At 40.5% G+C, this 19,573-nt stretch carries 22 protein-coding genes; 13 read left to right on the top strand and 9 right to left on the bottom strand.

Translation table 11 applies throughout. The features are described 5' to 3' along the window. Positions 1–4 precede the first annotated feature (4 nt). Positions 5–421: a VWA-like domain-containing protein gene (locus ABES02_RS14590; RefSeq protein ID WP_430136054.1), complete on the top strand. Its 417-nt coding sequence runs from the start codon at positions 5–7 to the stop codon at positions 419–421. A 34-nt stretch (positions 422–455) separates the two neighbouring features. Here ABES02_RS14590 and ABES02_RS14585 read toward each other — a convergent pair whose 3' ends face one another. Further along, positions 456–635 carry a hypothetical protein gene (locus tag ABES02_RS14585; RefSeq protein WP_430136051.1) on the bottom strand — a complete coding sequence of 60 codons (180 nt, stop codon included), beginning with the start codon at positions 633–635 and terminating at the stop codon, positions 456–458. A 136-nt stretch (positions 636–771) separates the two neighbouring features. Between ABES02_RS14585 and ABES02_RS14580 the strand changes: the two genes are divergently transcribed. Continuing rightward, positions 772–1,287, top strand: a complete 516-nt coding sequence (locus ABES02_RS14580; protein WP_430136048.1) for a GrpB family protein — start codon at positions 772–774, stop codon at positions 1,285–1,287. A 90-nt stretch (positions 1,288–1,377) separates the two neighbouring features. On the opposite strand, the gene ABES02_RS14575 is transcribed toward ABES02_RS14580, so the two are convergent. From ABES02_RS14575 to kynU, 5 genes are all read right to left on the bottom strand, one after another. After that, a complete protein-coding gene (locus tag ABES02_RS14575) occupies positions 1,378–1,515 on the bottom strand; it encodes a hypothetical protein (RefSeq protein ID WP_430136045.1) in 138 nt (45 codons plus the stop codon). 413 nt (positions 1,516–1,928) lie between these two features. Next, on the bottom strand, positions 1,929–2,555 hold the full coding sequence (gene kynB / locus ABES02_RS14570; RefSeq protein WP_430136043.1) for an arylformamidase: 627 nt from the start codon (positions 2,553–2,555) through the stop codon (positions 1,929–1,931). Positions 2,556–2,597: 42 nt separating this feature from the next. Continuing rightward, positions 2,598–3,455, bottom strand: coding sequence for a tryptophan 2,3-dioxygenase (gene kynA, locus ABES02_RS14565; RefSeq protein WP_430136041.1), 858 nt, complete (start codon positions 3,453–3,455; stop codon positions 2,598–2,600). Between the two features lie 25 nt (positions 3,456–3,480). Continuing rightward, entirely contained in the window at positions 3,481–4,887 is a 1,407-nt protein-coding gene (locus ABES02_RS14560) for an amino acid permease (protein ID WP_430136038.1), read from the bottom strand. A gap of 35 nt (positions 4,888–4,922) precedes the next feature. Further along, positions 4,923–6,206 (bottom strand): kynureninase, encoded by a 1,284-nt coding sequence (gene kynU / locus ABES02_RS14555; RefSeq protein ID WP_430136034.1) that lies wholly within the window; start codon positions 6,204–6,206, stop codon positions 4,923–4,925. A 168-nt stretch (positions 6,207–6,374) separates the two neighbouring features. Between kynU and ABES02_RS14550 the strand changes: the two genes are divergently transcribed. Continuing rightward, a complete protein-coding gene (locus tag ABES02_RS14550; RefSeq protein ID WP_430136032.1) occupies positions 6,375–6,989 on the top strand; it encodes a TetR/AcrR family transcriptional regulator in 615 nt (204 codons plus the stop codon). Between the two features lie 19 nt (positions 6,990–7,008). After that, positions 7,009–7,620, top strand: a complete 612-nt coding sequence (locus tag ABES02_RS14545; RefSeq protein WP_430136029.1) for a Crp/Fnr family transcriptional regulator — start codon at positions 7,009–7,011, stop codon at positions 7,618–7,620. Positions 7,621–7,627: 7 nt separating this feature from the next. On the opposite strand, the gene ABES02_RS14540 is transcribed toward ABES02_RS14545, so the two are convergent. Beyond that, positions 7,628–8,251: a Crp/Fnr family transcriptional regulator gene (locus ABES02_RS14540; protein ID WP_430136026.1), complete on the bottom strand. Its 624-nt coding sequence runs from the start codon at positions 8,249–8,251 to the stop codon at positions 7,628–7,630. Positions 8,252–8,446: 195 nt separating this feature from the next. On the opposite strand from ABES02_RS14540, the gene ABES02_RS14535 reads away from it, so the two are divergent. The 9 genes from ABES02_RS14535 to ABES02_RS14495 all read left to right on the top strand — a co-directional run bounded on the left by ABES02_RS14535 (position 8,447) and on the right by ABES02_RS14495 (position 17,983). After that, complete coding sequence (locus ABES02_RS14535) at positions 8,447–9,928, top strand: 4-hydroxyphenylacetate 3-hydroxylase family protein (protein WP_430136023.1); 1,482 nt, start codon at positions 8,447–8,449, stop codon at positions 9,926–9,928. After that, complete coding sequence (locus ABES02_RS14530; RefSeq protein ID WP_430136020.1) at positions 9,925–10,476, top strand: NADPH-dependent FMN reductase; 552 nt, start codon at positions 9,925–9,927, stop codon at positions 10,474–10,476. The genes ABES02_RS14535 and ABES02_RS14530 overlap by 4 nt, the downstream gene beginning before the upstream one ends. 35 nt (positions 10,477–10,511) lie before the next feature. Next, positions 10,512–11,054 (top strand): 3-hydroxyanthranilate 3,4-dioxygenase, encoded by a 543-nt coding sequence (locus tag ABES02_RS14525; RefSeq protein WP_430136018.1) that lies wholly within the window; start codon positions 10,512–10,514, stop codon positions 11,052–11,054. After that, a complete protein-coding gene (locus ABES02_RS14520; protein ID WP_430136014.1) occupies positions 11,039–12,049 on the top strand; it encodes an amidohydrolase family protein in 1,011 nt (336 codons plus the stop codon). The genes ABES02_RS14525 and ABES02_RS14520 overlap by 16 nt, the downstream gene beginning before the upstream one ends. 5 nt (positions 12,050–12,054) lie before the next feature. Beyond that, complete coding sequence (locus ABES02_RS14515; RefSeq protein ID WP_430136011.1) at positions 12,055–12,513, top strand: RidA family protein; 459 nt, start codon at positions 12,055–12,057, stop codon at positions 12,511–12,513. Positions 12,514–12,528: 15 nt separating this feature from the next. Then, a complete protein-coding gene (locus ABES02_RS14510) occupies positions 12,529–13,989 on the top strand; it encodes an aldehyde dehydrogenase (RefSeq protein ID WP_430136009.1) in 1,461 nt (486 codons plus the stop codon). Positions 13,990–14,051: 62 nt separating this feature from the next. Further along, entirely contained in the window at positions 14,052–14,831 is a 780-nt protein-coding gene (locus ABES02_RS14505) for a 2-keto-4-pentenoate hydratase (protein WP_430136006.1), read from the top strand. A 480-nt stretch (positions 14,832–15,311) separates the two neighbouring features. Continuing rightward, complete coding sequence (locus ABES02_RS14500; RefSeq protein ID WP_430136003.1) at positions 15,312–16,100, top strand: 2-keto-4-pentenoate hydratase; 789 nt, start codon at positions 15,312–15,314, stop codon at positions 16,098–16,100. Positions 16,101–16,333: 233 nt separating this feature from the next. Further along, positions 16,334–17,983: a M4 family metallopeptidase gene (locus ABES02_RS14495; protein WP_430136001.1), complete on the top strand. Its 1,650-nt coding sequence runs from the start codon at positions 16,334–16,336 to the stop codon at positions 17,981–17,983. A gap of 38 nt (positions 17,984–18,021) precedes the next feature. Here the strand turns inward: ABES02_RS14495 and ABES02_RS14490 are convergent, their stop codons facing one another. Together ABES02_RS14490 and ABES02_RS14485 are read right to left on the bottom strand one after the other, a co-directional pair. Next, on the bottom strand, positions 18,022–18,570 hold the full coding sequence (locus ABES02_RS14490; RefSeq protein WP_430135998.1) for a DUF3231 family protein: 549 nt from the start codon (positions 18,568–18,570) through the stop codon (positions 18,022–18,024). Between the two features lie 221 nt (positions 18,571–18,791). Continuing rightward, positions 18,792–19,280, bottom strand: a complete 489-nt coding sequence (locus tag ABES02_RS14485; RefSeq protein WP_430135995.1) for a nucleoside deaminase — start codon at positions 19,278–19,280, stop codon at positions 18,792–18,794. Positions 19,281–19,573: the final 293 nt, after the last annotated feature.

The following is a 19,573-nucleotide window of genomic DNA, read 5'->3' as shown; positions in this document are numbered from 1 at the left end:
GGAAATGGCGTTGAAATGGCACAAGTCAATACTTTCAATGATTCAACAGCGTCAAGATAAAAAGGTGGCTTTAGCGGTGGATACTTCCACAAGCGAAGCTCCAACCATCCTTATTAATAACATAGTAAAACTGTTTGAACAGCTAAAGCCAGATACGATATTGGTTCAAGCGGATTTTAAAATTAGAAGTATTACTCCCGTAAAAAGTGATACGATCAAATATCAAACACACGGGAAATCTTCCTATACATTAGTGCTTGAGTGGGCAAAAGAAGAGAAAGTAGATACACTGTTTTATATTACAGATGTGACCGGATTTTTTTCTGAAGAGATGGAAAAGGTAGATTTTGAATTATTTTGGTTAGTTCCAGGTGCGTTTTTACCACGGGTTCCATTTGGTAAAGCAATTAAAGTCGCATAATCAAAAGTCCCTCACATTTTGTGGGGGATTAAGTTTAATGCCTTATGTAAAAAATAGCTAGTGAAATGAGACCAGCTCCTATCATAGCTAACAACAATTGAAAGGGCTTTGAGAGTCTATGACCTTTTTCGATTAGATACTCTTTTGCCTTTTCCTCTATTGTAATAATGGCAATAATCCCAATAAAGCCTAATACTACATAAAACCAGGTCATGTACACACCATCCCCTGAACTATAGGTACTTATTTAGACGGAATTACAACCTTAATTGTTTCCAAAATTTTTACTTTTTTAAATTGTTTCACTAAAATAGACATAGTTAAATCAGAGTTTTGTGGAGGAGAATGGGATGAAAGTTCGACTTAGCAGCTTTAATGAAAGTTGGGCTCTAATGTTTAATAGAGAGGCTCAATTTTTAAAAACAATTTTTGGAGATGAAATTATCAAATTTGAGCATTTTGGGAGTACATCCGTTCAGGGCTTAAAGGCTAAACCTGTAATTGACATGATGTGTGTCGTAAAAGATATTGAGAAGATTGATGCTTTCAACGAAAAAATGAATGAACTAGGATATGATGTTGCTGGAGAATGGGGCATTCAGGGTAGAAGATTATTTCGAAAAGGCGGGGAAAACAGAACCCATCACATTCATTTTTATCAATCCGATAATCCACAAATTGAACGGCATTTAATATTTCGTGATTATCTAAGGTCCCATCCTGAAGAAGTGGCGAGGTATAGTCGTTTTAAAGAAGAGTTAGCTGGGCGATATGAAAACACCAGTGAATATAGCCCAGCAAAAAAAACATTCGTTAAGGAATTGGAGCAGGCAGCACTACGATGGTTTGCAGAAGCGCAGCGTTAATGTTGAAGTGTGGAATGATTGGAAACAGAGAAGAAAATAGCGAGAGAGAAATTATGGGTTGAAATTAAATGCTGGTTTGAAGAGTAGAATCTATAGAGCAATCACTTTACCTAACCGTTGAATTTCTTCATAAATTTCCTCACGGATTTTTGTATCATTGCAATGGTAATATTCTCTAAACAGCCTTCCAAGTTCCTCAATGATCTTAAGATAATCAAAGCTGTTCATGGTTCACACCCCCAAAGACTTATTGTTATACCATTTTCTCAGACTAATGTTAGATATTAGTGATAAAAAGGATTAAAAAATGATGAGAATTTGGTTAAAATGAGCTATTCGAATTATTTCATTGATACTATAGGCAGTTTTCGAACAAAATGCTGTTTCGAGCACTTAAAATTAACTTATCAACTAGTGATCTGTAAGTTTATCTGCGGAAAATTGAACTTTATCTGCGAAAACTAACAATTTATCTGCGAAAATCTACACTTTATCTGCGAAAACCTACACTTTATCTGCGAAAACCAGCAATTTATCTGTGAAAACCCGCAATTTTTCTGCGAAACCTATATTTTGCTAGCAATCCAACCTACAGTTCAAAAAAAATGACGTGTGCATCAGAGCACACGTCATTTCATTTACTAATCCATTTTTCGCAAAACCGCACGGACCGGACTGCCGTCTGCTTCCACTAATGGAAGGGGGAGAGCGACCAGTTCATAATCACCTGGCGATACATCGTCTAGCACGAGTCCTTCCAAAATGTGAATGTTATGACGGGCAAGTTCATGATGCGCGGAAAGCTCCTTGCTATCAATCGGATCGACAGACGGCAAATCAAGCCCAATCAAACGCACCCCAAGTTCAGATAAATAGGAAGCTAATTCAGGTTCGATAGGAGGGATAGACAATGGAAATACACTCCGGTCCTTCCAAGCATCCGTACGAATTAACAACCGGGTTACACCTTCAAGTTCTAAACTGGAGAGTTCCTTAACGCCAATACTAGTCAAATCCCGTAGATGGATGACCCGCGCTTTGCCCATATATAGATCCAAATCCAATTCAATCACTTTTTTTCCATCATTATCAAAATGAAAGGGTGCATCAATATGGGTTCCCGTATGAGCACTCATTGTGATTTGGCCAACGTTTACAGAACCGCTCTCTTCTTTACTCCAACTGACTTGGTAATTGAAGGGGGTATCCCCCGGCCAAACTACGATATTGTTATCAAGGCGTTGTGAAACATCAATCCAAGAACTCATTTATCCAGCCTCCAACTCTACAAATTCATCAACTTCATTATCTTACAACTTAGTGCGGAGACTCAATAGCTCCGGGAAGAATTGCTGGTCTAGAACTCGTTTTAAGTACGTCACACCAGAAGAGCCGCCAGTTCCCGTTTTATGCCCAATAATTCTTTCGACTGTTGTCATGTGATTGAATCGCCATAATTGCTGCTGGTTGCCGATGTCCACAAGCTTCTCTGCCAGTTCATATAAATCCCAGTATTGCTCAGTATTGCGGTAAACGTGCAGCCATGCCTCCTCGACACTGGCATTAGGCTCATAGTTCTCAGACCAATCTCTATTCAGAGCAGCTTCATCCACAGATAAGCCGCGGGCCACAAGCGCGGAAATGGCAGCATCATAAATACTAGGTGCATGAAGAGATTCCAACAGACGGGCATAAAGCTCTGGCTGATGCTGATAGACTGCTAGAGTATGAGCGTTTTTGTTTCCTAGCGCAAATTCAATTAACCTGTTCTGATAGGATTGGAAACCGGAGGAATGGCCCAATTTGTCCCGGAATTGCATATATTCAGATGGCGTCAAAGTGGAAAGGACGCTCCATGATTGAATTAACTGCTGCTGGATTCTGGAAACGCGTGAAAGCATTTTAAACGATGGTTCCAAATCATTACGGCGGATACACTCAATTGCCGCATTCATTTCATGCAAAATAAGTTTCATCCATAACTCACTTGTCTGATGAATAATAATAAAGAGCATTTCATCATGATGGTCAGAAAGGCGGTGCTGGCTTGATAAAATTTGCTCAAGGTGGAGATAGTCACCATAAGACATATCTTTTTTAAAATCTAATTGAATTTCTTTTTCGAGATTAGTCGACTTGCTTTCTTGTAGATTATCCAAGTTTCCCATTCCATTCATCTCCATTTCAAGTCATCTATTTAATCTGTTCTTCTAGAAAATCCTGCTGTGAAGCATCATTCCGCTTTTTTTTATTAAAAAAGAAATACGCTACACATAAAAAAACTAACCAAGGAACACCGAACTGCAGTAAAATCTTGAAATCAGTAAACCAAGTAGTAATCATTAAACTGACAAGAAGTACTGCTCCTAAAATGGTCAAATAAGGAAAGCCCATCATCCTTACCGGAAGCTTGCGGCCGCCTGACTTTTCCCACGTTCTTCGGAAAAATAAATGTGAAACGAACACCATTAACCAAGTAAATAAAGCACCGAACATCGAAATACCCATCATGAAGGCATAGGAGGTACCTGGGAATAACGCACTTACCACTGCAGCCACAACAATTCCAAGAGTGGATACGGCAAGAGCAGTTGACGGAACGCCTTTTTTATTTAATTTGCCTAAAATGGCAGGGGCAAAGTTACTGCGTGATAAGGAAAATACCATCCGTGTAGAGGCATACAACTGGCTGTTCATAGCGGATAATGCTGCCGTTAAAATAATAAAATTCATAATTCCAGATGCACCAGGGATATTCAAAATTTCCATTACTTTAACAAACGGACTCTTATCAACTCCGGCCGCTTTCCATGGAACAATCATTAGCATGATCGCAAGTGTTAAGACATAGAAAGTAGACAAACGGAAAACCGTTGCTTTTAACGCCTTTGGAACGGCGACATCAGGATCCTTTGCTTCTCCAGCGGTAACAGCAATCAATTCTGTACCGAGGAAGCTAAATAAGGAAATAAAGATTGCGATCCAGACGCCATTCCAGCCAAAGGGCAGAAAGCCTCCGTCATTCACAAAATTCTCTGCGCCTATTTTTGGATGATCAGACGTACCAAATAAAACATAGGCTCCAAGAATGATAAATCCAACAATTGCACTAATTTTGATCATGGAGAACCAATACTCGAATGTAGCAAAGGTATTGACACTTGTAGCGTTCACATAAATGAGCACGGCGCCAAACAGTAAAATCCAGACCATTCCCGGTACAGTCGGGAACCAATATTTCATATAAACCGCAATGGCACTGACTTCTACCCCAACAGCCAGCACATTCGCGATCCAATACGAATATCTGACAAGAAAGCCTGCCATTGGATGAATATATTTTTCAGAAATAACTCCAAACGAGCCCGATGCCGGGTGAGCAACTGTCATTTCAGCTAAACAGCCCATTAAAAGGAGTACAATAAAGGCGCCAATTGCATAGCTGACTAAAACACCTGGTCCTGCTGTTTGAATAGCAAGTCCGCTGCCGAGGAAAAGCCCCGTTCCGATCGCGCACCCCATTGCAATCATCGTAAGCTGGCCTGTTTTTAATTCCCTTTTTAATCCCTTTTCTGGTCCATTAGTATTCATATTCGTCATACTTTCCCACCTTTCCCTCGTTCAATTGATTATTTTTAAGCCACTACTTCACGCTCATTCGCAAATTTTTCATATTGCTTTTCTGTCATAATGACTTTAAGAGTTTGAACAACTTTCCAAACTTCTTCATAAGAGGTATAAAGTGCAATCGGAGCAAGGCGAATAATGTTCGGAGCCCTGAAATCGGGAATGATATGGTTCTCCTTTAAGGATTTGCAAATGCGTGCTGCTTCCGGATGCTCAAGGCAGACATGACCACCGCGGCGTTTATCTTCTTCTGGATTTCCAATTTCAAAGCCCATATCGGCAAGTTCAAGTTCAATTAAGTTCATGAAATATTGATTGATTTGAAGTGATTTTTCACGAATATTTTCAATACCAGCTTCTGCAAAAATTTCTAAAGAGCCGATTAAAGGGGCCACGCTTAACACATGTGGTGTCCCGATTTGATAGGCTCCTGCTGTTTCTGCTGGTGTGAAGGTATGCTCTAGATCAAATTGTTTGTCTTTTCTTGAGCCAAACCAGCCAGCTAAACCAGGTTTTGTCCCAAAATGGTTTTGATTGACGTATAAACCGCCGACGCTGCCAGGGCCGCCGTTTAAATATTTATAATTGCACCAATAGGCAAAATCAACATCCCATTCACTGAAGGAATGAGGGATGGCGCCAATGGAATGACATGCATCAAACCCGATTAAGATTCCTCTTTTATGGGCTTCATCTGTTAGTCGTTTCATATCCAGTATTTGACCGCTGCGATATTGCACAGTTGGCAAAATAATTAAGGCAATGTCATCGGTCATCGCTTCGATAATATCCTCTTCTTCAATGATTCGACCATCTCTGCTTTTAACTCGGATAAGGTGAGTATCCGGATCATATCCACGGCTTTGAAGCTGGCTTTGTAGTGCATAAATATCGGTTGGAAAATTTAATTCATCTGCTAAAATTTTTGTGCGGTTTCCGTGAGGTTTATAAAAAGTAGCAACAAGTTGATGGAGATTTACTGTTGTGGAACCGCTTACAATCACTTCTTCTGCAGAAGCTCCGACTAATGGTGCCATCATTTCGCCTAATTTTTCTGATAAGAAATACCATGGGTGATTTCCTTTTGTCCAGCCATCAATTCCATAGTCCTTCCAAGAGGCTAAAACTGTAAGGAGTGCCTGTTCTGCTCGTTTCGAAAGCAATCCTAAAGAGTTCCCATCCATATAAATCGAATCAGGTTGTAGATAAAATTCGTCCCGGAAATTTCTTAGGATGTCTTCTTTATCGAGCTTTTGTGCGTATTCTTGTGTTGGTTGAAATGCTGCCTTCATAAAAATCCTCCTTTATCCAATAATTCAAGGTGAATCATAACAAGGAATATGACATAATGTCAATAATATATTTCAGAAAATTAGAAATGTTGATAAAATATATTCAAGACCTTTTATTACTAGAGAAACCCTAATTTGCATGTGTTGTAGGTACTGGAGGATATTAAAATGAATGACGAAAAAATAATCGATAAACGACATCTACGCTCGTTAAAAACTCGTGAAAAGCTTTTAGAATCCGCAAAAGAGGTTTTTCTAGAAGAAGGGTTTCAAAAGGCGACGATTTCACAGATGATCAAAAAGGCTAATATCGGGTATGGGACGGCATACGTCCATTTTGAAGGCAAAGAGGAAATATTAATTGTGCTGATGGAGAAGGTGATGGAGAAATTCTATGAGATTGCCGAGATTTCCTTTTTACCTAAAACAAAAAAGGATGCTGAGCAAATTATCCTAAAGCAAGCCACTGCCTTCTTAAAAATGGCCGAAACAGAACGGAACATGATGCAGGTCTTCGAGCAGGCGATTGGGATTTCTTCATCCATTTCAAACAAATGGAAGGCGATTCGTGAAAAGTTTATCCAACGAATTTCAGAGGATATTGCCTATGCCCAGAAGGCCGGACTTGCGAGACCAGAATTAAATCATAAGCTTGCCGCAAGGGGCTGGTTTTTCACCAATGAAATGTACTTATGGGAAATTGTCCGGAACGAACATCACGATTCTGTAGATGACATTACGAATACCATTACGGCTGTTTACACGAGGGGGCTTTATCTGTAAAAAGGGGAAGGGGGATACAATGAAAGAACTTCGCTTTAAATGGGAGCCATTTTTAAAGTATGGTCAACGGTTTGAGGCAGGAAAGAATAAGGTCATTTATCGCCAGGGGGAAAATGGCAGAGGTTTTTATTATCTTAGTATCGGAGAAATAAATATCACGCTTCTTTCCGATAAAGGGGATGAACGGATCATTAATGTTGTGCCGCCTGGGATGCTGTTTGGAGAGCATGGTGTCCAGCAGGAGCCCTATTTGACAAGTGCTGCTGCAGCCTGCCCCTCGATTATCTATTTTTTTTCTGATGAGGCAGTCGCAGCTATTTACAAGAAACACCCTGAGGCCGCGGTCATTTATACGGATTCATTAATCTATAAATTTAGAACACTAGCTGAAATACTTACTCTTATCGAAAGTCCGGTAGAACAGCAAATGGCCTATTTTTTATTAAAGCTTTCCGATGAAAATGGCAGCGCTTCTATGAATCAAACCTCATTCGCCAAATACTTAGGCATTTCCCGCATTACTTTAAATCGGGTGATTCAAAAGTGGAAGCAGGAGGAATATATCACTCTTCAAAACCGGCAAATTGTGATTAAGGATATGGAAAAAATCAAGGCCATCGCCAAACAATAAAGAAATTCTATTTTACCAGGTTTCTTAAGAAATCTGGTTTTTTTACATAGTATTTTCGGTTGGCAATTTCGAGTATGCCATCCTCCTGCCATTGCTTTAGGACTTTATATACCGTGATTCTCGTTAGTCCTGTACAGCCGGCAATATCTTGCTGCGAAATAGGAACCTCGTAATTTTTAAACTCATAGCAAATATTGTGCAGCAGTAAAGCAATTTTTTGCTCGGATGTAAGCGTATCCAAATTAATGCGGTCTAAAAGGATTTTCATTTTATGAATAACCGTCCGTGAAAAAAGGGACACCAGATTGGGATGTTCTTTAAGAAGCTCTTTAAAAGTTTCGCACGAAAAATGATAGACGACGGAATCCTTCACGGCAATTGCTGACGTAAAATGTTTCTTTTGATCCAAAGACTGTACTCCTAAAAGCTGGTTTGGTATGACGATGTTCAAGATTCTCTCTTTTCCTGTTGCGTTCACACTGACAATCCGCACTAATCCCTTTTGAAGAAAATAAAATCCATCTCCGCATGTTCCTTGGCTATAGATAGCCTGCTTTCTTTTAAAAAATTGCCGTGTTCCAAATTCTAAATAGCTGTTCCAATCAAATACCTGTTCATACAAAGTGGTCATAACACTACCCCCAAAAATATGAATGGTTTGCAATTTAATCATATTGGAAAACGAAGTGAAAAGCCAATAGTAGACCAATTATTTCGATAATTTAAAATATTAAATCGAAAAATATGTTAAATAGGCTACACTTTCATTTGGAGGAAGCGGTTACAATTCAGTTGTAAATTTCCAAAAATCAAGGAGGCAAGAAAAATGGGAATTAGAACAGGTAATCAATATATTGAAGCCGTAAAATCCAGAAAACCTGATGTGTGGCTACATGGAAAAAAAGTGGTCAATTTATTTGAAGAACCGGTATTTAAACAACCAATTCTTGAAATTGCGAAGTTATATGACTTACAACATAACCCAGAGTATCAGGATAGAATCACCCATATTTGCGAGGAAACAGGCGAAAGAGTCAACAACGCCTTTTTAGTGCCAAGAAGCTACGAAGATTTAATGAAGCGCAGAGAGGTTTTTGAAGTGTTTGCCAAGGCGACATTTGGTTTAATGGGCAGAACACCGGACTTTTTAAATGTCGTGGTGACATCGATGTACCACAATGCTTGGTTTTTTGAAAAATACAATCAAAATTGGGCTGAGAATATTCGTAATTACTATAAATACCTTCGTGATCATGACCTATTTTTAACCCATGCGATTATCAATCCGCAAAATGACAGAAGTAAAACATCACATGAACAAAAGGATACCTATACCCATCTAGGTGCTGTTAAGGAAACACCAGATGGATTAGTCGTAAGGGGAGCGAAAATGCTGGCAACGCTTGCTCCGATAACGGATGAAGTCATCATTTATTCATTCCCTGGCTTTAAACCGGGTGATGAAAAATATGCGCTTGCGTTTGCCCTTCCAATCGACACACCAGGGCTAAAAATTATCTGCCGTGAGCCGATGCAGGACGGAACTCGTTCTATATTTGATCATCCGCTGGCATCAAGATTTGAGGAAATGGATGCACTGCTTGTGTTTGAAGATGTTGTTGTTCCTTGGGATAGAGTCTTCTTATATAACAATGTGGAAGCGGCAAATCAGCTTTATCCTATGACAGGAGCAGGGCAGCAGCCGGCTCATCAGTCTGGTGTTCGAGGACTTGTTAAACTGCAATTTGCTACTGAAGTTGCTATGAAACTAGCAGATTCCATTGGTGTTGATGTGTATTTAAATGTTCAAAATGACCTCGGCGAATTAATTCAGTCGCTTGAATCCATCCGGGCCTTGCTGCGTGTAGCTGAAATGGAGTATACAATGACGACTCATGGGGAAGCGATGCCTAGTTATGTTCCGCTTGAAACCATCAGAGGCTTGCTGCCAACCATGTATCCACGAGCCATTGAAGTGATGCAGATTATTGGTGCAGGCGGGCTGTTAATGTCACCAACCGGTGCCGATTTTGAAGCGGAACCATTAAAGGATGCAATGGAAAATTATTATGTAGGCAGAGAAGGCGTATCTTCGCTTGACCGAGTAAGTCTGTTTAAACTGGCTTGGGATTTATGCGGCGAAGCGTTCGGACAGCGTTTGCTTCAATATGAACGATATTATACTGGAGACCCGATCCGTAAAAGAGGTATTTTTTACAATAATTATAAGCGGACTCATTCACTTGACATGGTCGAAGAAGCCTTACAGGTAAGTGTATTAGAGAAGGGGTTGGAGAAACAAGTATGAAATTATTAGGTATTTCAGGCACCATTATTGGAGCGAAAACAGGAATTCTCGTCAGAAAAGTACTAGATGAAGTAAAGCAGAAGCATCCCGAGATTGAAGTGGAGTATTTAGACTTGATGGACTACGAGATTCAATTTTGTGATGGCCGGAATCCATCTGCCTATTCTGAGGATACAAAGACCGTAATTGAAAAGGTTTCTACTGCTGATTTCTATATTATTGGGACACCGATTTTTCAAGGATCGATCCCTGGACCGTTAAAAAACCTATTTGATTTAATCCATCCAAACGATTTCCGAAACAAAGTGATGGGATTTGTAGCAAATGGCGGAACCTATCAGCATTATTTGGTCATTGAAAATCAATTAAAACCGATTGCCGGTTACTTTCGTGCCTTTGTTGCACCAGGTTATGTCTACGCGAATAATGAGCATTTTAACCAGAAAAATGAAATCGTTGACGCTGATTTGTTGCAGAGGATTTCAATTTTGGCAGATGAAGTGGTTCATATGCAGAAATCATTAAAAGGTGAGTATGTAAATATATAGGTTAACCATTACGGAAATGGAAGGGAGAAACAGAAATGACGAAAACACAGTTTTTACCTATTAATCTAATGAAATTTATTGAGGAGAATAAGGATCAGCTTAAGCCTCCTGTTAATAATAAAGTGATTTGGAAGGATGCCGAGTTAATGGTTATGCTGCTTGGCGGGCCAAACAAAAGACGTGATTTCCATGTCGATCCTTCAGAAGAAATCTTCTATCAAATAAAAGGAAGCTGTTACGTGGAAGTGATTAATCAGGAAGGAAAACGTGAGGTAGTAGAGGTGAAAGAAGGGGAAATGTTCCACCTCCCGGCAAATGTACCGCATTCACCGCACCGTGTGGCAGATACGATTGGTCTCGTGATTGAACGGAATCGGGATCAAGGGGAGCTGGAAGATTTCGTCTGGTTCTGTGACGAGTGCGACCAGGAAATGCATCGAGTAACCATTCAATTAACCAATATCGAAGTGCAAGTAAAAGAAGCAATTGCTGGGTTTAACGGCAACAAGGAGATCAGAACATGCATGAACTGTGGGCACGTAATGCCAGAAGAAGCGAGTGAATGGAAATGCGAGTAGATTTTCATACGCATATCATTCCGGAAGATTTCACAGAACTTACTCAGCATTTAACGGGAGAAAAATGGCCGAAGCTTGAACGGACATGTGCATGTGGCGCCAATATAATGGTCGCTGGAAAGGTGTTCCGTGAAGTTACCGATCAGGTTTGGAGTCCGGAGAAACGAATTTATGATATGGAGCGGGAATCGGTAGACATCCAAGTGCTGTCACCGATTCCGGTTACTTTCTCCTATTGGGCACCGGCTGAAGAAGCGGAAAGGTTAGCACGGATTCAAAATGATTTTATTGCAGAAACAGTTAACCAATATCCAACGAAATTTATTGGTTTGGGGACGGTTCCGCTGCAAAATGTGGAGATTGCGATTCGGGAAATGGACCGCTGCATTCACGAGTTAGGTTTAAAGGGCATTGAGATTGGGTCAAATGTAAACGGCAATAATTTGGATGACCCCTCTCTAATCGAATTTTTCGAAATGGCGGAAAAATGGGAGGTTCCACTCTTTATTCATCCATGGGAAACGTTAGGGAAAGAACGGATGCCGCGTCACAATTTGATGTACACGGTGGGAATGCCGAGCGAAACAGCGCTTGCCGGAGCGAGCCTTATTTTAGGAGGAGTTATCGATAAATTCCCTAACTTAAAAATTTGCTTCGCGCACGGGGGAGGATCTCTTCCATACCTGCTTCCAAGACTTGATCAGGGCTGGAAAGTATGGCCGCATTTAAGATTGCTGGATAAGCCGCCAAGCTATTATGCGAAAAACTTTTACTTTGATTCGTTGGTTAATGACCCTATTAATCTCCGTTATTTAATTGAAAATTTTGGACATGAAAAAATTATCATGGGTTCTGATTATCCATTCCTATTAAGAGAAGTACCGCCAGGAAAAGTGATTGATGAAACGCTTGGACTCTCGCAAGAGCATACTGAAGCCATGCTTGGAAAAAATGCGCTTCGATTCTTAAATATACCGGTAAAAGCAGGAGTGTGACGATAATGGAAAATAAAATTCTTACACCAGAAGACAAATTAGTGGAGCTAGGTCTGACATTACCGCCGCTTCGCCCGGCCTCAGGCAATTATGTAAGCTGCGTTCGAACGGGAAATCTTATTTTTACCTCAGGGCAGGGGACGAATGAATATCGTGGTCAACTGGGCAAGGATGTAACCATTGAAGTGGGCTATGACGCTGCAAGACAATGTATGCTAAATCTATTAAGCGTGATTAAAAATGAAATTGGCGAACTTAGTAAAGTGAAGCGAATTGTAAAAGTATTAGGGTTCGTCAACAGTACACCTGAATTTACTGATCAGCCGAAAGTGATAAATGGTGCTTCCGATTTACTTGTACAGGTATTTGGTGAAAGAGGTAGACATGCTAGATCAGCCGTGGGAAATGCTCAGCTTCCACACAACAACGCAGTGGAGGTTGAAATGGTGGTAGAAGTAGAGTAGGAGGAGGGATAATTGATGAATTTAACCCAGCAACAAGTGATTAAGGATGCAAAGCTTTTCATTAATGGCGAATACAAAGATGCCTTCTCAGGTGAGACCTTTGATACGATCGATCCTTCCACCAATCAAAAGCTGGCTTCGGTGGCTAAAGCAAGTGAAGAGGATGCTAAGCATGCTATTGAAGTGGCGCAGCGCACTTTTGAGAGCGGGATTTGGAGTGAAATGCCTGTCGCTGAACGGTCAAAGATTTTGTGTGAAATGTCTGATTTGGTCATGGAACGAGTCGATGAATTGGCACTCGTTGAAACATTAGATGTCGGCAAACCAATAAAAGAGAGCCGTGGCTTTGATATCCCGAGGGCAGCTGCTAATCTTCGTTTTTTCGCGGAAATGGCTAATTATATTCATCATGAACACTATGACCAAGCAAAATATATGTCTTATTCTAAATATGCACCGGCAGGAGTAACCAGCTTGATCATTCCGTGGAATCTTCCGTTTATGCAGATGACGTGGAAGGCATCCGCGGCCTTGGCCGCAGGGAATACGGTAGTGGTGAAACCGGCTTCTTATACACCGCTAAGTGCTGTTATGCTAGGTGAAATCGCTAATGAAGCTGGACTACCGCCTGGTGTATTGAATATTATCACGGGACCTGGCGGAACAGCTGGGACAACGATGACCAACCACCCATCCGTCCGCCGTATTTCATTTGTAGGAGACAGCACAACGGGGCGGACGGTTATGCAAAATGCTGCTTCCCAATTAATTCCTGTTTCACTTGAATTAGGAGGAAAATCAGCGAACATAGTCTTTGAAGATGCTGACCTGGATGAAGCGGTAGCAGGATCGATTGAAGCGATTTTTCGAAACCAGGGAGAAATTTGCTTAGCAGGTTCGCGGTTATTGGTTCAAGAGAGTGTTTATGATCTGTTCCTTGATAAATTTTTAAAGGCTGTTCGAAAAATAAAAGTCGGAAATCCGCTTGATGAAAACACCGATATGGGGGCATTGGTTTCAAAAGGTCACTTGGAGACTGTTGAGCAATATGTACAGATTGGTATCTCTGAGGGGGCGAAATTGGCAATTGGCGGAAAGAGAGTGCTAGAATTAGGAGAAGGCAATTTCTTCGAGCCAACTGTTCTTTATGACGTGGATAACAAAATGCGTGTGGCCCAAGAAGAAATTTTTGGCCCAGTCCTTGTCGTCATTCCATTTAAAACAGAGGATGACGCGATTCGAATTGCCAATGATTCCATCTATGGTCTTGCAGGTGTCGTTTGGACAAATGACCTTCGCCGTGCCCACCGCGTGGCAGCCAAAGTGAATTCTGGTTTGCTATGGATTAATTGCTGGTACTACCGGGATTTACGAACTCCATTTGGTGGAGCAAAAGCAAGCGGTATTGGCCGTGAAGGCGGACGCCATAGTTTTGAATTTTATACAGAAGCGAAAACCATTACGTTAAAGCTTTAAGGAAAACCGAAGAGTGTTTTGATAGCAATCTTTACCTGAGTTCATATAGAAAGAGTGAGTGTATGAAACTGTTAGTGGACAAAATTGCGGAAAGTCTTTTAGAAGCAGAGCGTACGAAGCAGGGTATCGCGCCCCTTACACAGCAGTATCCAGATTTAAAAGTTGAGGATGCCTATAAGATTCAACTTGAAGTCATAGCCAAAAAAGTGGGCCAAGGCAGTAAAGTTATTGGGAAAAAGGTTGGTTTAACCAGCGTGGCCATGCAGCAAATGCTTGGGGTAGATGAACCTGATTATGGCCATTTATTAGAAGATATGAAAGTGAAAGATGGCGATATCGTCAAGGTTGGCGAATTGCTTAGTCCGAAGGTCGAAGCAGAGATTGGTTTTATTCTTGGTGAGGATCTGGTTGGACCGAATGTCACGTTTTTAGATGTTCTCATGGCCACCAAGTATGTGGTACCTACCCTCGAAATCATTGATAGCCGAATTGAAGATTGGAAGATTCAATTAGTTGATACGGTTGCTGATAATGGGTCTTCCGCCATGGTTGTGGTCGGTAATCAATTGACCTCTATTGATGGTATTGATTTGCGAACCGTAGGAATGGTGATTTACCAAAATGGGGAGATGATGGAAACGGGTTCTGGAGCTGCTGTTCTTGGACATCCGGCGCAAGCAGTCGCCTGGCTGGCGAATAAACTGCATGAATTCGGCATTACGCTTAAAGCGGGTGAATTAATCCTGCCAGGTGCTCTCACGAAGGCTTTGCCTGTCCAGGCTGGAGATCAATTTTCTGCCCATTTTGGTTCAATGGGATCAGTTTCGGTTGCTTTTGAGTAGGAAGATGTTATTTTGTACATGGAATAAGAATTGGAATAAGAAATTATTATCCACAAGCTAGACTACGTGACCGGAAGGGTTCAGGAATCAAGAAGAGGGTAACGTGGAAAGGGTCTACGTTACCGGAAGGGTTCAGGAATCGAGAAGAGGGTAACGTAGAAAGGGTCTATGTTACTGAAAAGGTTCAGAAATCGAGAAGAGGGTAACGTAGAAAGGGTCTATGTTACCGAAAAGGTTCAGAAATCGAGAAGAGGGTAACGTAGAAAGGGTCTACGTGACCGAAAAGGTTCAGGAATCGAGAAGAGGGTAACGTAGAAAGGGTCTACGTGACCGAAAGGGTTCAGGGATCAAGAAGAGGGTAACGTAGAAAGGGTCTACGTGACCGAAAGGGTTCAGGAATCAAGAAAAGAGTAACGTAAAGAATTCTATGTGACGTACTTTGCATAATTAGTGATAGGTCGCAAATTGGAGGTATAACAAATGACGTTAACCAGCGGTGTTGACTTAGAAATTGTAGAGTATTTGTATGCTGCCGAAAAAGAACGGCGTGAAGTGGTTAAGGTTACGGATCAATACCCTGAATTGAGAATCGATGAAGCTTATTTAATCCAAGAAAAACTCATTCAAAGAAGAGAAAAAGATGGAGCGCGCCGTATTGGATTAAAGCTTGGGCTAACTAGTAAGGCGAAACAAGAGATGATGGGCGTCCATGAAGCCATCTATGGTTATTTAACCGATGATATGCTTGCTCTTGAATGGGAACCTCTTGATTACAACAGGTTCATTCATCCTAAAGCAGAACCGGAAATCGCATTTATGATTGGTGAAGACTTGCAAGGAACGAATATCACGGCTGAAGATGTCTTACAAGTCACCAAATATGTAGCACCCGCAATCGAGATTATTGACAGTCGTTACTTAAATTTTAAGTTTACTTTGACCGATGTGATTGCCGACAATTGTTCCTCCTCGAGCTTTTTTATTGGGAGCAAGTGGATGTCACCAAAGGTATTAAACTTGGCTGATATCGGAATGGTGATGTCAATGAATGGTCAAGTAGCCCAAACTAGTTCGAGTGCCGCTGTGCTGGGACATCCTGCCACATCAGTAGCCTGGGCGGTAAATAAGCTTGGGGAAAGTGGAAAAGGAATCAAAAAAGGGGATATCATTCTAAGCGGAGCCATTTCCGAAGCCATTGCCTTTGAACCAAAAGATACCATTCTCGTACAATTTGCCGAACTGGGAAGTGTTTCGTTTTCGTGTAGGTAACCCTTGGGTACCTGAAAAACATTTTCCAAAAATCATTTCTATGAAATGCACTAATACTTAATTTTTCCCAAGGCTAATATGATACAAGCCTTGGGTTTTTTTATATATTCGAAAATATCAGATGGTGCCTGACACTCTATCAAATGACTTTTTTCCCAATTATGCAGATAGTTTTACCGTGCTATGATTAAATTCCAAACAAAATCTTTATATCTATTAGGAGGCCAGAGAGAATGAAAAAGAGAACGTCACTAGTTTTAGCATTGGGACTAACTGTAGGGGCGATATTGCCGATTACGGCTGCTGCACAAACACAGAGCGCAGTTCCATACAATGTTATGGTCAAGGATGCAAATCAGTTTGGAAAAGATGCAAAGGTGAACTGGAAAAAGGGGCAGACAGTTCCATCTTTTGTTCATGGAAAACTATCAACTAAGGCATATAAAGATAAGACAGCAATTAAACAATTTTTGAAAGAAAATAAGGAACTCTACCAATTAGATACAGATAAAGATTTGACCCTACTAAATGTCGAGACGGATGAACTCGGCAGCACTCACTATAATTTTGTGCAATCTGTCCAAGGAATTCCTGTGGATGGGGCGAAATTTAAGGTTCATACTGATAAAAATGGAATTGTAACAGCTGTAAATGGTGACGTTTTCCCAAAGGCTTCCTCCTACTTTAAAGGTGCCCTTAAAGCAAATCTTTCAAAATCTGAAGCACTTGATAAAGCTTGGAAATCTATTAATCTAACAAAGAATGATACGTTGACTAATGCACAAGTGGACCCTACTGGCAAAAAGGTAGAGGATACGGCTGAAAAAGCAGAATTGGTCGTTTATAAAAAAGCTAATGATTTTTATCTGGCTTACAAAACAAATCTTCAATTCATTCAGCCATACGGAGCAAACTGGGTCGTTTATGTAGATGCTGTAAATGGCAATATCTTAAACTCCTATAATGCTGTTGCTGATGGTGCAACTACCGGTTCAGGCTATGGTGTATTAGGAGACTATAAAACATTTAATACTTATTTTTCAAACAGTACTTATTATTTGTATGATGTAACAAAACCGATGACAGGAGTTATTGAGACAAGAACAGCACAAAATCGTACCGTTTTACCAGGCAATTATTCCGTTGACCCTGATAATCAATTCAATGCCGTTTCTCAAGGTGCAGATGTTGACGCTAACTACTATGCTGGTAAAGTATATGACTACTATAAAAATACTTTTAACCGCAATAGTTTTGATAATAATGGGGCAACTATTCGTTCCTCGGTCCACTACAGCAGAAATTACAATAATGCCTTCTGGAATGGCCAGCAAATGGTATATGGGGATGGAGATGGAGTACAGTTTAGACCACTGTCAGGCGCTCTTGATGTTGTAGCCCACGAACTAACCCATGCTGTAACGGAGAGAACAGCAGGTTTAGAATATCAATACCAGTCAGGAGCATTGAATGAATCAATTTCTGATACGTTCGGTGTATTCCTTGATAAGGGCGATTATTTAATGGGTGAGGATGTGTATACACCTCAAAAATCTGGGGATGCCTTAAGAAGTTTATCCAATCCGCCTCTTTATGGACAACCTGATAATATGAGTAATTATGTAAATACAACCTCTGATAACGGCGGTGTTCATACAAACAGCGGTATACCAAATAAGGCTGCTTATTTAACTATCAACAGCCTTGGTACATCTGTCGCGGAGAAAATCTATTACCGTGCGTTAACGGTATATCTTGCTCCACAAAGTGATTTCAGCGATGCTCGTGCTGCCCTTCTTGCAGCCGCAGCTGACCTTTACGGTTCAGGAAGCACGCAATATAATGCAGTTGCCAGTGCTTGGTCATCGGTAGGAGTATACTAAAATTTAAGTCAGCCATCACATTTGTGGTGGCTGACTTTTCATTCTCTAGGTCCTCCTGGTGGATAGTAGTAGGGAGGTACTTTGATCCAGCCTCTTTTTCTCATTAATTCTTTTAGGGATGTCCCAAATTTCATTTTTTCTACCATAGCGTGGGTAAACAACGCGCTCACATCATTTCTGATTGATTGTGATGCTGCGGTCGCACAATGAACGATTGCCGCAACCGTTTTAATACTCACTCCGTTCATGATCTCATCATCCGTTAATTTGGTGCCTAATGGTACTCCATTCGGGTCTGAGAAAGGCCTCTGCTCACTAGTTGGTGGTAATTGAACACCTTCTTTGATCAAAAAGTCCTTAAATCTTTGTCCTTGGGTATCACATTGTTTTAAACTTTCTTTTATAATCCTGACTACATCATCATCTGTTGACATATTTAAACTGACTTGAAGAAAAATGCTGGACTCGTCCATGATTGTTAGATACAGCCAGCAGCTCATCACTTCTCCTACATGAAGCGGGTTTTTGGGTTCATTATCTAAATTCATTTGCAAGTAATCCTTTAACGATTCAAAAAAATTTGTCACAATAAGCCTCCAGTTTTTTATAATTATTTTTCCAAAAAAGGAAATTCAAATACATTGGTGACTACTATTGTGACAAAAAAATAGATTGGTGCAGGCACCAATCCAAAATGGGAAGTTTTTAAGAAATGAGTTCATCGAACCAATTTCTTAATTAAGTTACCCTTATATTAATGAAAACTTGTGTAGAACTTAGGTAGAACTTGTGTGGAAGTTGTGAAGATTTATGATGGCCTATGCCCGTTCAAAACGACTTCCGCCATAAATGGTGAGTAGGTCTTCAGTATTTGTGCCGACTCTTCACTCAGAATACCGCCAACATAATTATGTAATCGTTTTTTGATATAAATAGTAGAATCAATGAAATGCTCCATATCCATGTAATTATCTTTAATTGAAAAAACTACATTATGAATATTTGCTAACGTAATCGTAGATAAACACATAATGCAAGGTTCCACTGTTGTGTAAAGAATACATTCGCGAGCATGTTTTCTTAAATAGGAAGCACATTGGTTCATAGCATTAATTTCAGCATGAGCAAGCTCGCTATCCATTGTATGAATCCTATTAGATCCTCGCGCAATTATGGTTCCATCATGGACAATAATCGCACCAATTGGCCGGTCGCCACGTCTTCCAGCCTCTTCTGCTTCCTTTAATGCTTCCTGCATAAAAAAATTATGATTAAAGTCTTGAAAGTTAGGAATCAACTCACTCACTCCTTTTATTTCCAAATATTACTTAATTATAGCATCCGAAAGGGCAGAGGAAGTTTTGGATATGTTAAAATTGTATTGAAAATAATATCCGTAAGTGTGTGCAAAGTGACCTTATTGACAGATTACTAGTGTTTCCTGTATGCTTATATTATAAATTTCATAGTTCTCCTAAAGGGGAGTAGCTTTCACAATGAAGTCGTCATTACGGAGTATTTGCTCCCGGCTTTGTTGGCAACCTTACGTTGTTAGCAAGACCTTTGCCTATTTGGTAAAGGTCTTTATTT

The organism is Neobacillus pocheonensis (assembly GCF_050477905.1).
In the GTDB taxonomy this organism is placed as follows: domain Bacteria; phylum Bacillota; class Bacilli; order Bacillales; family Cytobacillaceae; genus Neobacillus; species Neobacillus pocheonensis_A.
This window is presented reverse-complemented; position numbering and strand designations above follow the sequence as displayed.

What these genes read in the sequence shown, in the direction of transcription:
- ABES02_RS14590 (WP_430136054.1), top strand. Translation starts at nt 5, where the DNA reads ATGGCGTTGAAATGGCACAAGTCAATACTTTCAATGATTCAACAGCGT.
- ABES02_RS14585 (WP_430136051.1), bottom strand. Translation starts at nt 635, where the DNA reads ATGACCTGGTTTTATGTAGTATTAGGCTTTATTGGGATTATTGCCATT.
- ABES02_RS14580 (WP_430136048.1), top strand. Translation starts at nt 772, where the DNA reads ATGAAAGTTCGACTTAGCAGCTTTAATGAAAGTTGGGCTCTAATGTTT.
- ABES02_RS14575 (WP_430136045.1), bottom strand. Translation starts at nt 1,515, where the DNA reads ATGAACAGCTTTGATTATCTTAAGATCATTGAGGAACTTGGAAGGCTG.
- kynB (WP_430136043.1), bottom strand. Translation starts at nt 2,555, where the DNA reads ATGAGTTCTTGGATTGATGTTTCACAACGCCTTGATAACAATATCGTA.
- kynA (WP_430136041.1), bottom strand. Translation starts at nt 3,455, where the DNA reads ATGGGAAACTTGGATAATCTACAAGAAAGCAAGTCGACTAATCTCGAA.
- ABES02_RS14560 (WP_430136038.1), bottom strand. Translation starts at nt 4,887, where the DNA reads ATGACGAATATGAATACTAATGGACCAGAAAAGGGATTAAAAAGGGAA.
- kynU (WP_430136034.1), bottom strand. Translation starts at nt 6,206, where the DNA reads ATGAAGGCAGCATTTCAACCAACACAAGAATACGCACAAAAGCTCGAT.
- ABES02_RS14550 (WP_430136032.1), top strand. Translation starts at nt 6,375, where the DNA reads ATGAATGACGAAAAAATAATCGATAAACGACATCTACGCTCGTTAAAA.
- ABES02_RS14545 (WP_430136029.1), top strand. Translation starts at nt 7,009, where the DNA reads ATGAAAGAACTTCGCTTTAAATGGGAGCCATTTTTAAAGTATGGTCAA.
- ABES02_RS14540 (WP_430136026.1), bottom strand. Translation starts at nt 8,251, where the DNA reads ATGACCACTTTGTATGAACAGGTATTTGATTGGAACAGCTATTTAGAA.
- ABES02_RS14535 (WP_430136023.1), top strand. Translation starts at nt 8,447, where the DNA reads ATGGGAATTAGAACAGGTAATCAATATATTGAAGCCGTAAAATCCAGA.
- ABES02_RS14530 (WP_430136020.1), top strand. Translation starts at nt 9,925, where the DNA reads ATGAAATTATTAGGTATTTCAGGCACCATTATTGGAGCGAAAACAGGA.
- ABES02_RS14525 (WP_430136018.1), top strand. Translation starts at nt 10,512, where the DNA reads ATGACGAAAACACAGTTTTTACCTATTAATCTAATGAAATTTATTGAG.
- ABES02_RS14520 (WP_430136014.1), top strand. Translation starts at nt 11,039, where the DNA reads ATGGAAATGCGAGTAGATTTTCATACGCATATCATTCCGGAAGATTTC.
- ABES02_RS14515 (WP_430136011.1), top strand. Translation starts at nt 12,055, where the DNA reads ATGGAAAATAAAATTCTTACACCAGAAGACAAATTAGTGGAGCTAGGT.
- ABES02_RS14510 (WP_430136009.1), top strand. Translation starts at nt 12,529, where the DNA reads ATGAATTTAACCCAGCAACAAGTGATTAAGGATGCAAAGCTTTTCATT.
- ABES02_RS14505 (WP_430136006.1), top strand. Translation starts at nt 14,052, where the DNA reads ATGAAACTGTTAGTGGACAAAATTGCGGAAAGTCTTTTAGAAGCAGAG.
- ABES02_RS14500 (WP_430136003.1), top strand. Translation starts at nt 15,312, where the DNA reads ATGACGTTAACCAGCGGTGTTGACTTAGAAATTGTAGAGTATTTGTAT.
- ABES02_RS14495 (WP_430136001.1), top strand. Translation starts at nt 16,334, where the DNA reads ATGAAAAAGAGAACGTCACTAGTTTTAGCATTGGGACTAACTGTAGGG.